At 52.1% G+C, this 14,179-nt stretch carries 13 protein-coding genes and 1 tRNA gene; 8 read left to right on the top strand and 6 right to left on the bottom strand.

Going from position 1 to position 14,179, the window contains the following annotated elements:
* Positions 1–31: 31 nt before the first annotated feature.
* Positions 32–385: a TfoX/Sxy family DNA transformation protein gene (locus ABF287_RS15260; protein ID WP_347185855.1), complete on the bottom strand. Its 354-nt coding sequence runs from the start codon at positions 383–385 to the stop codon at positions 32–34.
* A gap of 292 nt (positions 386–677) precedes the next feature.
* Positions 678–1,526, bottom strand: a complete 849-nt coding sequence (gene kdsA / locus ABF287_RS15255) for a 3-deoxy-8-phosphooctulonate synthase (protein WP_347185854.1) — start codon at positions 1,524–1,526, stop codon at positions 678–680.
* Between the two features lie 283 nt (positions 1,527–1,809).
* Between kdsA and ald the strand changes: the two genes are divergently transcribed.
* The 6 genes from ald (at position 1,810) to ABF287_RS15225 (ending at position 7,779) form a co-directional block, all read left to right on the top strand.
* The gene (gene ald, locus ABF287_RS15250) at positions 1,810–2,928 is read left to right on the top strand and encodes an alanine dehydrogenase (RefSeq protein ID WP_347185853.1); all 1,119 of its coding nucleotides are present in this window, start codon (positions 1,810–1,812) and stop codon (positions 2,926–2,928) included.
* 266 nt (positions 2,929–3,194) lie between these two features.
* On the top strand, positions 3,195–3,431 hold the full coding sequence (locus ABF287_RS15245) for a DUF1127 domain-containing protein (RefSeq protein ID WP_347185852.1): 237 nt from the start codon (positions 3,195–3,197) through the stop codon (positions 3,429–3,431).
* A 313-nt stretch (positions 3,432–3,744) separates the two neighbouring features.
* Complete coding sequence (locus ABF287_RS15240) at positions 3,745–4,869, top strand: S-(hydroxymethyl)glutathione dehydrogenase/class III alcohol dehydrogenase (protein WP_347185851.1); 1,125 nt, start codon at positions 3,745–3,747, stop codon at positions 4,867–4,869.
* A 63-nt stretch (positions 4,870–4,932) separates the two neighbouring features.
* Positions 4,933–5,763, top strand: coding sequence for an S-formylglutathione hydrolase (gene fghA, locus ABF287_RS15235; RefSeq protein ID WP_347185850.1), 831 nt, complete (start codon positions 4,933–4,935; stop codon positions 5,761–5,763).
* Between the two features lie 190 nt (positions 5,764–5,953).
* The gene (locus ABF287_RS15230; RefSeq protein WP_347185849.1) at positions 5,954–7,180 is read left to right on the top strand and encodes a glutathionylspermidine synthase family protein; all 1,227 of its coding nucleotides are present in this window, start codon (positions 5,954–5,956) and stop codon (positions 7,178–7,180) included.
* 17 nt (positions 7,181–7,197) lie between these two features.
* Positions 7,198–7,779 carry a DUF1190 domain-containing protein gene (locus tag ABF287_RS15225; RefSeq protein ID WP_347185848.1) on the top strand — a complete coding sequence of 194 codons (582 nt, stop codon included), beginning with the start codon at positions 7,198–7,200 and terminating at the stop codon, positions 7,777–7,779.
* Between the two features lie 153 nt (positions 7,780–7,932).
* On the opposite strand, the gene ABF287_RS15220 is transcribed toward ABF287_RS15225, so the two are convergent.
* Entirely contained in the window at positions 7,933–8,253 is a 321-nt protein-coding gene (locus ABF287_RS15220) for a glycosyltransferase (protein WP_347185847.1), read from the bottom strand.
* Between the two features lie 414 nt (positions 8,254–8,667).
* Between ABF287_RS15220 and ABF287_RS15215 the strand changes: the two genes are divergently transcribed.
* Positions 8,668–10,266, top strand: coding sequence for a hypothetical protein (locus tag ABF287_RS15215; RefSeq protein ID WP_347185846.1), 1,599 nt, complete (start codon positions 8,668–8,670; stop codon positions 10,264–10,266).
* 554 nt (positions 10,267–10,820) lie between these two features.
* Here ABF287_RS15215 and ABF287_RS15210 read toward each other — a convergent pair.
* Positions 10,821–10,895 (bottom strand) — tRNA-Asn (locus ABF287_RS15210).
* Positions 10,896–10,963: 68 nt separating this feature from the next.
* A complete protein-coding gene (locus ABF287_RS15205) occupies positions 10,964–11,869 on the bottom strand; it encodes an MBL fold metallo-hydrolase (protein ID WP_347185845.1) in 906 nt (301 codons plus the stop codon).
* A gap of 73 nt (positions 11,870–11,942) precedes the next feature.
* Here ABF287_RS15205 and ABF287_RS15200 point away from each other — a divergent pair, with 73 nt between their 5' ends.
* Positions 11,943–13,250 (top strand): ATP-binding protein, encoded by a 1,308-nt coding sequence (locus ABF287_RS15200; protein WP_347185844.1) that lies wholly within the window; start codon positions 11,943–11,945, stop codon positions 13,248–13,250.
* A 24-nt stretch (positions 13,251–13,274) separates the two neighbouring features.
* On the opposite strand, the gene ABF287_RS15195 is transcribed toward ABF287_RS15200, so the two are convergent.
* The coding region (locus ABF287_RS15195) for a 2-dehydropantoate 2-reductase (protein ID WP_347185843.1) at positions 13,275–14,179 on the bottom strand (905 nt) is incomplete at its 5' end.

The raw sequence follows: 14,179 nt of genomic DNA, 5'->3' as shown, positions 1-14,179 counted from the left end.
TTGGAGTTTTGTTGAGATTTGCGTCAAAGGCCTATGTCTGGCGTTTTGTTCCCACACCGATTTGATCCAAGATACGTTCGATCCCAGCTGGGGCTGCGGTTGTATCGCTGGCCGCACCGGCTTTGATCGCGTCAAACCGCACGCGTAGGGCCTTTTTCTCATCGCCTTTGCAGTCGTTCCACGGTCGGCCTTGCAGGCCCATCACCATGGCGTAGTAGCCGATGAAATGCGGCCGGCTGCCTGCGGCCAAAAGCTTGGCGTAGGCCTTGTCTGGACCCAATGCATGCAATTGATCCGCCGTTGTGATGCCCGCGCGCGCAAAGGCTTCGTCTGAGGCGGGGCCAAGGTTGCGGATTGAGGATACGGGCGCGGATTGTTTGGTCATGATTGCTCTGAGGCCTGCGGTTTGTCGCGTGATTTTGCACGGTTCACCGACCCAAGGCAATGTCGCTCGCGCCTAAAGTGCGGCCCAGTCCTTAAACTGCGTTGGTGGTGTTTGTGGCTCGGGTTTCTGTGACGTTTGCTGGGGATTGGGGACAGGTGTTTGTTTGGACATTTTCTGAACTCATGCTTGTGACGATCAGAACAGCAAACGACGCAAATCTGCCGCCCCAAAGACAGAATTGGGGCGACAAAGGGACAAAAGCCCGATGTTTTAAACAGTTTTTAGGCGTGATTTAGGCTGGTTTGACCACGTTGTCCAAAGCGCGCAGAGTGCCAAGAAGGCCTTCCAGCTCTTCGATGCGGACCATGTTTGGCCCGTCTGAGGGCGCGTTGTCAGGGTCTTCATGCGCTTCGATAAACAGGCAAGACACGCCCACAGCCACAGCCGCACGTGCGAGAGGCGGCACCATTGTGCGGTCGCCACCGGATGAATTGCCATTGCCACCGGGTTGCTGCACCGAATGGGTGGCATCAAACACAACGGGGTATCCCGTTTCGGCCATTTTCGGCAGACCACGGAAATCAGACACCAAGGTGTTATAGCCAAAGGAGGTGCCGCGATCACAGAGCATGATCTTGCGATTGCCTGTAGAGGCGACCTTTTCAGCCACGTTTGCCATATCCCAAGGGGCCAAAAACTGACCTTTCTTGATGTTGATGGTCTTGCCGGTTTCGCCAGCGGCCAGCAAAAGATCGGTTTGGCGGCACAAAAACGCTGGGATTTGCAGAATATCGACAAATTCCGCCGCCATCTCGCAATGATGCGTCTCATGCACGTCCGTCAGCACTGGGCAGCCAAATTCATCGCGGATTTTGGACAAGATGGTCAGGCCAAGCTCAGACCCAAGCCCACGTTGACCGGACAAAGACGAGCGATTGGCCTTGTCATAGGAGCCTTTGAAGATAAACGGCGTGCCTGTCGCGTCACAGGCTTTGGCGATTTTTTCCGCCAACATGCGCGCATGATCCAAGCTTTCCAACTGACAAGGGCCACAAATCAAGCCAAATGGCATGTCGTTGGCGAGGGTCACTTGACCGCTGAGGTCGTCGGATCCGATGGAAACGGCTGTTGAAGTGGTCATGAATAAGCTCCGATCTGATTTGCACCCATAGACCATGAAGCGCGGGGGCTGTGCAAGTCGTCTCGACGTCAAAGACGCTGCCATGATTCGTGATTTGGTTGGGCGTTGCGGGCAGATATTGTGTCATGGGTTTTCGGTGTGGGATGTGTTTCGTCAATCGTCCTGTCTGGTGGATGAATGTGCCAACTTGGTGCGTTTCACTGCTGCATGGCGAAGAACCTCCCACTTTGGAAATGTTACGCTTTGGGCAGAGAAAATGCATGACCAAGTGGAGGATACACACATGCGTATCGGGTGCCCAAAAGAGATCAAAAATCATGAATACCGTGTTGGCCTGACGCCAGAAAGTGCTGCGGAACTTGTGGCTCATGGTCACGAGGTGGTTGTTGAGCATGGTGCTGGCCTTGGCATCGGGGCGACAGACGCGGATTATGTCGCTGTCGGTGCAGAGTTGGCAGATGTTGAGGCTGTGTTCGCCACAGCTGATATCATTGTGAAGGTTAAAGAACCGCAAGCGGTGGAACGCGCGCGTCTGCGCAAAGGGCAAACGCTTTATACTTATTTGCACCTCGCGCCAGATGCGCCGCAGACCAATGACTTGATGGCATCGGGGGCGGTTTGTATTGCCTACGAAACCGTCACGTCGCCCTTTGGTGGTCTCCCGTTGCTCAAACCCATGAGCCAAGTGGCAGGGCGCATGGCGGCACAGGCTGGCGCGCATACATTAGAAAAAGCCCAGGGCGGGCGCGGCGTGTTGCTTGGCGGTGTGCCCGGTGTGGCGCCTGCAAATGTGGTTGTTATCGGCGGTGGCGTCGTTGGGCGCAATGCGGCGGCGATGGCCGTGGGCATGGGCGCGGATGTCACTATTTTAGATCGGTCTAATGAGGCTTTGGAAAGCATTGATGCGCAGTTTGGCGGGCGGGTGAAAACACTTTACTCGAGCAAAACGTCATTGGCGCAGGCTATAACCACTGCGGATCTCGTGATCGGGGCTGTGTTGATCCCGGGCGCAGCCGCGCCAAAGCTTGTCACCCGCGAGATGTTGAAAACCATGCAGACAGGCGCCGTTTTGGTGGATGTGGCGATCGACCAAGGTGGATGCTTCGAGACGTCGCGCGCTACGACCCACGCTGATCCGATCTATGTGGAAGAGGGCATCGTGCATTACTGTGTCGCCAATATGCCGGGGGCTGTGGCGCGTACCTCGACCTATGCGCTCAACAATGCGACCCTGCCGCATTTGCTGAAATTGGCTGATTTGGGCATCAAAGAAGCTTTGTTGACCGACCCACATTTGTTGGAAGGTCTGAATGTGGCCCATGGTCAAGTCACCTGCAAGCCTGTGGCAGACGTGCAAGGTTTGGCGTATCTTCCTGCGCGTGAGGCCGCGGAAGCGCTTTAAGACATCTAACGGTTCGTCATTCTAAGGCCCTGCATTTGCGGGGCCTTTTTGCATCGCAGTAAAGCTGGGGCAGGCATGCGCAACGCGCATATGCGCGCGATTTAACTATGCGTTTGGCGCATGACGGGGTTCTCGCATTGTGGATTGTTGCAGTGCAGCATTTGGCCCATATTGAAGTCAAGGAAACGGGCAAAGGCACAATCGCAAGGGCCCAAAGAATTCGAAGTCAGACAGTCGTCTGCAGAATGAAAGATAGGATCTTAAAAATGGCATACGCAACTTCAAACACACAGTTCGGCCAATCCTCATTGACTGAACGTTTCGCGAAAGTGATATCTGGCGCTTTCAAAGTAATCCCCGCCGTACTTAAAGCTGTTGCAACAGCGACGGTTCAAGCGCGCTTTGTGCAAGAATTGAACGCGATGAGCGACCGTGATTTGGCAGACATCGGCATCAACCGTGTAGATATCCCAACAATCGCAAAAGAAGCGACACGCATGTAATCGCTGCTCTAAGGCGCAACACGTTTCGTTGTACTGAGTTCTGACCACTGTTTGGTCGCAAATGGTCAAAGACCATGATTGTTCAAAACCCTCGTAGCAAACGCTGCGGGGGCTTTTCTTATAACGACATGTCTGTGTGTGCGATTGTAAGGATCTGTCCCTTGAAACCTTGCAAATACGATCAACATGAAATGCGCCAGAGAACAGATTTAGACGTCTTTTTCAGTGTCATGGGCCTTTGCGCCACGTGGATCCGCAGGTAAGCTCTCGGTCAAACGCGTAGAACTGCGTAATTTGTACGAGGGGGACTGACATGAAGACGCTTGCAGCTGTTGCATTTGAAGCCGGCAAACCACTTGAAGTGGTTGAGGTGGATCTTGAAGGCCCAAAATGGGGCGAAGTTCTGATTGAAATCAAAGCCACTGGTATTTGTCACACAGACGAATTCACCCGCTCTGGCGCCGATCCTGAGGGTATTTTCCCAGTGATCTTGGGCCACGAAGGCGCAGGCGTCGTGCAAGAAGTTGGCCCTGGTGTGACATCATTGAAGGTGGGCGATCACGTGATCCCGCTCTACACACCTGAGTGTCGCGAATGTGCGTCCTGTAAGTCACAAAAAACCAACCTGTGTACATCGATCCGCGCCACGCAAGGCCAAGGCCTTATGCCAGATGGCACATCGCGTTTCTCTTACAAAGGCGAAACGATTTATCACTACATGGGCTGTTCCACTTTCGCGAACCACACTGTGATGCCTGAAATCGCTGTGGCGAAAATCTCTGAAAAAGCCGCTTTCGACAAAGCGTGCTACGTCGGCTGTGGTGTGACCACAGGTGTTGGCGCGGTGATGAACACGGCAAAGGTTGAATTCGGCGCGACTGCGGCAGTGTTTGGCCTTGGCGGCATCGGTTTGAACGTGATCCAAGGCCTGCGTTTGGCGGGTGCGGATATGATCATCGGTGTGGATGTCAACGACGACAAAGAAGAGTGGGGCCGCAAATTCGGCATGACACACTTTATCAACCCAACTAAGGGCGGCGACGTTGTTGAGCAAATCGTCAACATGACCAAACGCGGAGATGACCTGATCGGTGGCGCGGATTACACATTCGATTGTACCGGCAACGTCAACGTGATGCGTCAAGCTTTGGAAGCCTCACACCGCGGTTGGGGCGAAAGCGTCATCATCGGTGTTGCAGGTGCGGGCCAAGAGATCGCCACGCGTCCGTTCCAATTGGTCACAGGCCGCACTTGGAAAGGCACTGCATTTGGCGGCGCACGCGGTCGCACAGATGTGCCAAAAATCGTTGATTGGTACTTGGACGGTAAAATCGAGATCGATTCCATGATCACCCACACAATGGGCTTGGAAGACATCAACAAAGGCTTTGACTTGATGCACAAAGGCGAATCCATTCGCTCTGTCGTCATTTTCTAAGACTTAAACAATCCCGTGTAGTCCATTGACCGCACGGGATTTTTCTCATTTTAAGGCTCTCTCATGGAAACCGTTTTAACGAACATCTCCTTCGGCGGCACGCAAGGCGTCTACACTCATCAATCAACTTCCACAGGGACTGAAATGACTTTTGCGGTCTTTGTTCCGCCCCAAGCGGCAACGCAAAAATGCCCTGTTGTGTGGTATTTATCTGGGCTGACCTGTTCTCATGCGAATGTGATGGACAAAGGCGAATATCGTCGCAAGGCGGCTGAGCTCGGTTTGATCATCGTGTGTCCAGACACCTCGCCACGGGGGGAGGATGTGGCCAATGATGAGAGCTGGCAAATGGGTCAGGGCGCTGGGTTTTATGTGGATGCCACTGAAAAACCTTGGGCCGCGCATTTCCAGATGTATTCTTACGTGACCAAAGAATTGCCTGCCTTGATCGCCGAAAACTTCCCTGCGGATATGACGCATCAGGGTATTTTCGGCCACTCTATGGGCGGTCACGGGGCGCTGACGATCGCATTGAAAAATGCCAATACGTTCAAATCATGCTCCGCCTTCGCGCCGATCACCAACCCGTCTACGGCGGATTGGTCGAAGGGCGCTTTGGGCAGCTATCTCGGGGCTGACGAGTCCGCATGGGCTGACTATGACGCGGTGCGTTTGATCGAAAGCGGCGCGCGTTTCCCTGAGGTCTTGGTCGACCAAGGCGCTGCGGATAACTTCTTTGAAGGCTGCAATCCACATGCATTGCAAGAGGCCTGTGCAGGCACAGACATAGCGCTCACATTGCGTCTTCAAGAAGGGTATGATCACTCGTACTTCTTCATCTCGACTTTTATGGACGATCATTTGATCTGGCACGCTGAGCGCCTGACCAACTAAATGTGACCACAAAACAATGATGAAACCGGCATGAGCAATCATGTCGGTTTTTTTAAATGCTTTGTTATAACAAGCGAATGTATCCAGCGAGACCGGTTTTGGGTGTTTAGTTTCATCGCAAAGAGTTCATTCTGGTCTTATGAACAGAATTTGGATAGGCATGTGGTTGAGTTTTGAGGATACTTCCCACGTGAAAAAAATTACGCTCCCAGAGCGCCCGAATTGGCGCGACCAAGCGGCCGAACTGGGCTTCACCTTTGCTGACATGCATGGCGAACCCTATTGGGATGAATCCTCTGTGTATCAGTTTTCGTTGCGCGAAATCGAAGATGACATCGAAGACCCATCTGCTGAGTTGCATGCGATGTGTCGTGATGCGGTTGCCGAGATCGTCAAAAGCGAAGAACTGCTTGAAAAACTGGGGATACCTTCCGCGCATTTTGATTTGGTGAAAGACAGTTGGGACCGGGGTGATCCGGAATTATACGGCCGATTTGATTTGGCCTATGATGGCACCGGACCGGCGAAAATGTTGGAATACAACGCCGACACGCCGACATCTCTATTTGAATCCGCCTCGTATCAATGGACGTGGCTCGAAGATCAGATCGCGATGGGTGTTCTCGAAAAGGATGACGATCAGTTCAATGGCATCCATGAGGCGCTGGTTGCGCGGTTCAAGGCGCTGTTCGAAAACGGCATGGACCTGCATTTCACTGCGATGAGCGGTAATGCGGAAGACTACGCCACGGTCGAGATGCTGGGGTGGGCTGCGCGCGAAGCGGGGCTTGGGGCACATTATTTTGATTTAGAAAAAATCGGTCTAAGCAAAGAGGGGCAGTTTTTGGATGACGAGGCGCGTGTGATCGGCGCCTTGTTCAAATTGTATCCTTGGGAAGACATGCTGCGCGATGACTATGCCCAAAACATCGAGGCCGCCAATTGTCTAATGATGGAACCCGCATGGAAAGCTGTGGTGTCAAATAAGGGACTGTTGCCGGTGTTATGGTCGATGTTTGAGGGGCACAAAAACCTATTGCCAGCCTTCTTTGAAGCAGACATTCAGCACGGCCTGAGCGGTGTCGGAACGGTTGTTCCTGCGGTTGAAGCTGCGTTCGATCGTGCAGCCGATGCGCTGCGCGCAAGTCACGTGCGCAAACCGATTTTCTCACGCGAAGGAGCGTCTTTGTCGATTGTCGAAAACGGATACGTGACCGAATTTTCAACGAATGAATCTTACAAGGATCATCCCCAAATCATCCAAGCCTATCAACCTTTGCCTGAATTCGACGGGTTTCGTCCCGTGATTGGATCATGGATGGTCGGTACAGACTGTGTTGGGATGAGCGTGCGCGAGGATCGATCCCGCATCACCCAAGACCTATCCCGCTTTAAACCCCACTTCATCCGCGATTGATTTTAAAGGATATCTCTATGTCAAAACGTTCAAAAGCCGTCGCAATTGGTATTCTTGGTGCAGCAAGTTTTGCACTCGCAGGGTGCCAAGAAGAAAAAATCGAAGCGCAAGCTTACCCCGATATTCAAAGCTGCAAGGCCGAGGTCGGGCAGGGTGGTCTGGCCTCAACCGAGGCTTGCGATGTGGCTTTTTCTGAAGCGCAAGCGCTGCATGCGGAAGCAGCGCCGCGCTATGACAGCATTGAGGTCTGTGAAAGTCAGCACGGAGAGGGTGCGTGTGGGTCTGAACAAGCACAGCTTGGCGCGGGAGGCTCTAACGGTATCTTCATGCCACTTCTGACTGGGTATCTGATCGGCAGCATGCTTGGCGGCCGCGGTGGCTTGGCTGGCTCGCAGCCGATGTACCGCAAAGCAGGTGGCGGGTTCACCAATGCTGCGGGCAACGCGAGCTATAACTCAAACAAAGGCAAAGGCAGCCTGAACAGCAGTCAGTTTGCGAAGCCAACGGCTACCAAAGGCAAGGCGCCAATGACCAAAACAAGTGTCGCTTCGCGGGGTGGCTTTGGCAAATCCACCAGCACGCGCAGCTACGGCGGCTAAGGCGGGCTCTCCTTAAGGCGTGGATGCTGCGCTATAGTGGTAGAGACCGAAACAGACGTTTTGGTCGCACCAACAATTTGACGGCGGCCGGTGCTTCCAAACAAGAGCCAGGACAAGCAACATTGCGGTTCAATCGTTGCGGGCGCCCAAAGCTTACTTCGGGATCACAACATCGCCACTTGTATTTTCTAGTCCTGCCACTAGCGCGGCTTCTTTGCCAAAGTTGCGCGACAAGTTGACAAGCTTGATCGGTGCACTTTTGGAGATCTCATTCTCAATCTGGCATTCTGTTGCATCACGACTGCCATCGTTCACGAAGAGGACTTCGTATGTGATGTTGAGCGCTTCAGAGTCGAGTGCGTCATCAACTGCGCTCAGAAATGGACCGATTGCATCGGCTTCGTTGTGCAAGGGCACAATCAACGAAACTTTCGCCGCACCCTTTGACACGACTTCAATGTCACTTTTGGTCATAGGTACTATTCCTACCAATTGGGCCTGAGCACCGACTTCAAATATACTCTACTTTTAACTCCTGAGTTTGGCATTGCCTTGGTTTATTGTTGTGAAGTGAAAAATCCTGTGCCTTCAGGATGCATGTGGCTCGTTGCACTAGCTGATCGGCGGTCCATCAACTTTTTGCCAAGGCCAGTTTATATGCGGTTAGATTGTTTCTATCGTTCCTTTTGCTCAAGTCGATACCAAAGGCCAACTGTGATCAGCGCTGGTGGCCGCGGGACATGTTAGCATCCGTATACTCATCCATGTTTGATCCAAGAATGAGCGCTTGATAACATCCTTGAAGTTGTTTAGTTTTTAGTTCATCGAGTGACGGTGTTAATTAAAATATATATTTCAAATAGTTAACTGTAAGGATGAATCGTTTCCATGAGTAAGCCTGACCCGAGACTTATACTTTTGGTTTTGTGTATTGGTCTCTTTCTCTTCATTTCCTCATGGTCATATCTTCCGCTTATAGACCTGCCAAACCATATCGCGCGGTACCACATCTCGACGGCGAATAGTTCAGCACTTGACGAATTCTATACTTATACGTTCTCGACGAAAGCCAACGCTGCTGTAGATATGCTGTGGTTAGGCATAGGGCGGCACCTCACTGATCCTGTCCGGTTTGCAAATATTTGTATGGCATTTTATGCTGCAAACTTTTTGATCTCGGTCTCCGTGTTGTCGCGCGTGGTCCATGGAGGGTGGTCAATCTGGCCGCTTGCAGCAGCAATCTTTGTGTTTAATGTTAACTTCTTGTATGGATTTCAGAACTACCTGTTTTCCGTCCCATTTGCGTTCTATTTTCTCGCAGTTTGGTTATACATCCAGAATTATTCAGCCCTGAAAAAAATACTCATTTTGACTGTTCCGGCATTTGTACTTTTTCAGATGCATATTCTGGCGTTTGCTATCGTGCTCTTTGCGGTGTTTGGCTATGAAGTCGATCGATTGCTTGTCGCTCCAGCATCGAAACGTTGGACGCTCTTCAAGACCAATATTGTGGCCGCAGTACCGCTTTTTCTTCCTTGCCTACATTATCTTGCAGATCGCATTGGGGCACCCCCAAACGTCTATGGGAGTTTAACCTTTTATGGCTCAATTGTAGAACGTTTCTGGATGATTTTGTCGCCCTTGTTGGTAGGTTTTATAAAATTTGACGCTGTGCTGGTCACAATCGCCTTTTTCTTATTGGTTTGTTTTTATTCAATTCTTGTTAACGCCTTTATCAGTCGCCAATCAAAGCTTAGGCTTGCGCCCCATTCGAGGGGCCCGCTGTTGGTCTTCATGATCTTGTTCTTTGTTATGCCACGTAATCTTGATGGCGCTGCAGTTATCAGTCATAGATATCCTTTTGTATTTTTTTCGCTCTTCTTTGCATTTTCTTCGTGGTCTAAACTCAAGAAGCGGCAAGTAGTATTGTACACAACTGTTTTTGTTAGTTTATTCGCATACCAAGTCACGGTGATTGCCGAGTTATTCAATCGAAATCAGCAGGAAGTCACCGAGCTGCAGGCTTTATTCGAGGATTTGCTTCCCGGCGCGAGAGTACTTTCGGTAAGAGATTCACAGCTTATGGCCGAGAGGCGGTATGCACACGCTCCCGGATACTTAGTAGTGTTTGCGGACTCGTATGTGCCGACCCTGTTTCAAGGAACGCATGGATTATCGATTACCCCTGAGTGGAAGAACAACGCAACGCCTGTATGGGGGACAATCCCATCGGTCATGGTTTTTAGACCCGATATCGCAATCAAACCCTATGTTACCGCGAGCCGACATGTGTATTGGAGTCAGTGGCAAGACAAGTTCACGCATGTTCTCGCGATGGGGCAAATTCCGGACGAGAACCTGAAATATGTCGATATTCAATGTTGGCGCAGGGTCGGAGACTTCACTCTGTATTTGACAAAAGCTGGCGCGGCAGACCCTCGCTTTGCCCTTGGTGATGAGCCGGGTGAGGGATGTGAGACTGATTGAGTTGCGTCGATGTTCATGACTGGGAGCATGAGCGGCTCATCTTCAATCACCGATCTCCATTGTCAAAACAGCTGCTAGAGTAGCAGGTCATGTGCGCGCTGAATGGCTATTTCAGCCTCGTGATGTGAGAGAACTGGAGCAATAGCAAGCGCATGGTTCGAGATCGCTATTTAAGATTGTACCAGCTCGGACAACACGGGTTCAAAAGTTCCTGTTTCCATCATCGTATCGCCCCCTAGCATGTCGAAAGTCAGAGTACTGAGCCAGGTCAATTGATGGGCTAACACCCCAGATTCACGCAATACAAGAATTAGCAAAGAAATAACGAGAAATAAGTTCGGTCCATTTCGTGAGAATTGTTTTGAAGCCGTCGTCTCTTACGGAATGAGGATGCTCGGGCTCCAAATGTAGGTATGTGTTTGTTCGTCTCGTTGCTCCGAACTCCCGCGTGAGGTTTGCGTCATCGGATGTGTCAGAGAATGCGCCTTAAAATGCGAAAAGCGCCCCAAGTTGGAGCGCCTTATCGTTTTTTTCCAATCACTTAATGGGGTGATTGGCTCCGGCGGTAGGGATCGAACCTACGACAAATTGATTAACAGTCAACTGCTCTACCGCTGAGCTACGCCGGAATATGAGGGCTGTATAGCTATGAGATTTGGGGGCCGCAAGAGGGTTTTGTGACAAAAATTCATTTTTTTCAAACTTTAGTGCTTGGGCGGTGAAAAACTGCTGTTTCGCTTAGGTTCGGATCGGCCGTGATCTTTGATTGTTGTTTGAGATCAATAAGGTGGGCAAAAGTATTGCGCATGGCGGCGCGGTGGGTGAAGGGGGCAAGTTCGCCGTAAACCGCGCGGGTGGTTTGCGATAAGGTCAGTGGCGCTTCGGTAAGAGCGCCCAAGATCTGCGCCTCGCGCTGTGCACGGTGATCGAGCAAAGATTGGATCCGTAGATGGCCCGATTCAACCGGATCACCATGTCCTGGGAAGAGCGTGCAATCCTGTCGGGCTAGTAGTTTTTGACAACTTTCGCGAAAAGCCGCTGCGTCTCCATCGGGAGGAGAGATGAGCGAGCTCGACCAACCCATGATCAAATCACCGGTGAAAACCGCGTTGTTCCAAGCAAAGCAAAGATGATTACCCATGTGGCCGGGGGTGTGCAGTGCAGTGATGTCGCCGGCTGGCGTATTTATCGTCTGGGCGTCCTTAAGGTGTACATCGGGTTGAAACTTAAGATCGACACCTTCGCCGCCACCAATGTCTGTCTCTGCCGCGAGCGCACTCATCACATCTGACCGGCCAGACAGAGCGTCACCGAACGCGTAAACAGATGCGCCGGTTGTTTGCGACATCTGTGCGGCGCCCGCGCTGTGATCTTTGTGTGCATGGGTGACCAAAATATGTGAAATCCGCGCATGCGTGGGCAAAGCGTTAAAGATCGTTTGAGCGTGCTGCGAGTCCATTGGGCCAGGGTCGATCAGAACGCGTTCCGCGCCTGTGCCCAGTATGTAGCTGTTGGTCCCCCAGTATGTCATCATAGATGGATTGGGCGCGATCACCCGTATGAGACCGGTCTCAAGTTCGGTCACAACATCTGGTTGCGTCATTGTGTTTCCTCTTTGCAAGCCCCGCCCGCGCGGCTACCAATGGCTTATGATATTTGTTTGGCTCAAAAAATTCATGCCGCGTGGTCTGTATGGCCGCGCCGTGCTCATTTTGATGGTGCCAATTGTTGTGTTGCAGCTTGTGGTGTTGATCGCGTTTTCGCAACGCTATTTTAGCGATGTGACCAAACAATTGATGCACGGCGTTCAGGCGGAAATATCGCTCTATGTTGATGGAGTTGAAGAGCGTAATACGCAAGGCCTACACCCGATGCTGTCAGATCTTGATTTGCGGTTGGGCTACGTTTCAGATTTTGGGCCGTCTGTTCCCGCAGCGCAGGACGGTCGGGTTTGGTATGATTTCTCGGGCATTTTGATCACGCGTATTTTGTACCAAAGCTTTGCCAATCTTGAAGGGGTGGATTTGTCTTCAAATTCACGTCAAGTGATTGTCAGTTTGCAATTCGATGAGGGGCGTTTGCGACTTGAGGTTCCACGTGGGCGCGCATCCGCTGGTAACCCGCATCAATTGATTCTGATGACGCTGGTCACTGGGGTGATTATGTCCATCGTCGCGGCCACCTTTTTGCGCAATCAGCTACGGCCTATACGGCGGCTGGCGCGCGCGGCTGAAGCCTTTGGGCGCGGGCGCAATGTGCCGTACAAGCTTGCGGGTGCTGTGGAAGTGCGCGCTGCGGGGGCGGCGTTCGTCGCGATGCGTGCGCGCATTGAGCGCCATATCGAGCAACGTACGCTTATTTTGTCCGGCGTTTCTCACGATTTGCGCACACCTTTGACACGCATGAAGCTCAGTCTTTCGCTTATGGAAAGTGATCCCAAACTGGCGGAGGATGTGGCGGCGCTTCAAGAAGATCTGGACGAGATGGAACGGCTGTTGGACGAGTTCTTGGCGTTTACGCGTGCTGACGCTTTGGATGAGCCGCAAAAGGTCGATGCCGCTTCGATTTTGTTGTCGGCGCATGACCGCGCGAAGCGAGGCTCGGATCGTGTTGAACTGGGATCAACGACCTTGGGGTCTGTTGAGTTGTCTGCCCGACCTGATGCATTGGCGCGCGCCTTGGACAACTTGATTTCCAACGCGCTCAGGTATGGTGGCCGTGCTCGGCTTTCCTTGACAGTCCTTGAGCGCTCCGTTGTGTTTTGCGTAGAAGATGACGGACCGGGAATTGATATCGAAGACCGTGAAAAAGTATTGCAGCCTTTCGTGCGACTTGATCCTGCTCGCAATCAAAATCGCGGATCTGGGGTGGGGCTTGGATTGGCCATCGCAACGGACATTGCGCGTAAACATGGCGGTAGTTTGCGTCTTGGTGAAAGTGCCGAGCTTGGCGGGCTCAAGGTTGAACTTATTATTGCGCGGTAGTGCGGTTTTACATCTTCAAGCGCACTAAACGCGTGACGCAGGTGGTCCGTCTTTGTACGGCGCTAAGGCTGCCCATACGGTGGAATGCGTTGGCGTGGGGATGTCAAGCTCTTGTCCTAATTGATGGACACGCCCCGACAGCCACGCCAATTCCGTTGGTTTGCCACGCTGGATATCAACCAGCAACGAAGAGGATTGCGCAGCGGGTTGGGCCGAGTACAACTCAATCACGGTGTCTGCATGTGCGTCATCCATCACAATGCCTTTTGCGTTTGCCACTGCAATTGCCTCGCTCAGCAACGCCCTGAGCAATCCTGTGGCCTCAGCAGAGGCAAACACGCCGCCAAGATTGAGGTGCGAGAGTGCCGTGATTCCAGCGATGGAGGCCTGTGCTGTGAATTTGCTCCACACCGTTTTGTCAGAGTTTTCAACGGGCGTCACATCAAGGGCCACGGTATGGTCAATGACGTCAAACAACGCCGCCATGGTTTGATCGCCAAAAAGAGGGTCGACCAGCATCTGATGTTTTCCTCCTGGGGAGGCAATTATCCCCGGTTCTTTGATGTAGGACGCCAAGTAAATCACGCCCTGCGCAACGATCATCGGGTTGACGTATTTTGCAACGATGGATTTAGCGTCGATCCCGTTTTGCAAAGTGATGATACGGCTGCGAGGGGTCAAAAGCTTGGGGATTTGCCGTGCCAACTTGTCCAAATCAGGCAGCTTCACCGTGGCAAAGATAAAGTCGGCAGTCCCGACGTCGTCAATATGTTCGACGGCCTTGATGTCGGGCAAATGTGCATCGCCAAGCGGGCTTTCAATCGTAAGGCCCCGAGATTGGATCGCGGATAAATGATCACCGCGCGCAACCAAAGTGACGTCATGACCTGCCTCGGCCAGACGCCCGCCAATATATCCACCAATTCCAC

It is taken from the genome of Pacificibacter sp. (genome assembly GCF_039769035.1).
GTDB lineage: Bacteria > Pseudomonadota > Alphaproteobacteria > Rhodobacterales > Rhodobacteraceae > Celeribacter.
Note: the sequence above shows the minus strand (reverse complement) of the source record. Positions and strands in the feature narration are given on the sequence as shown.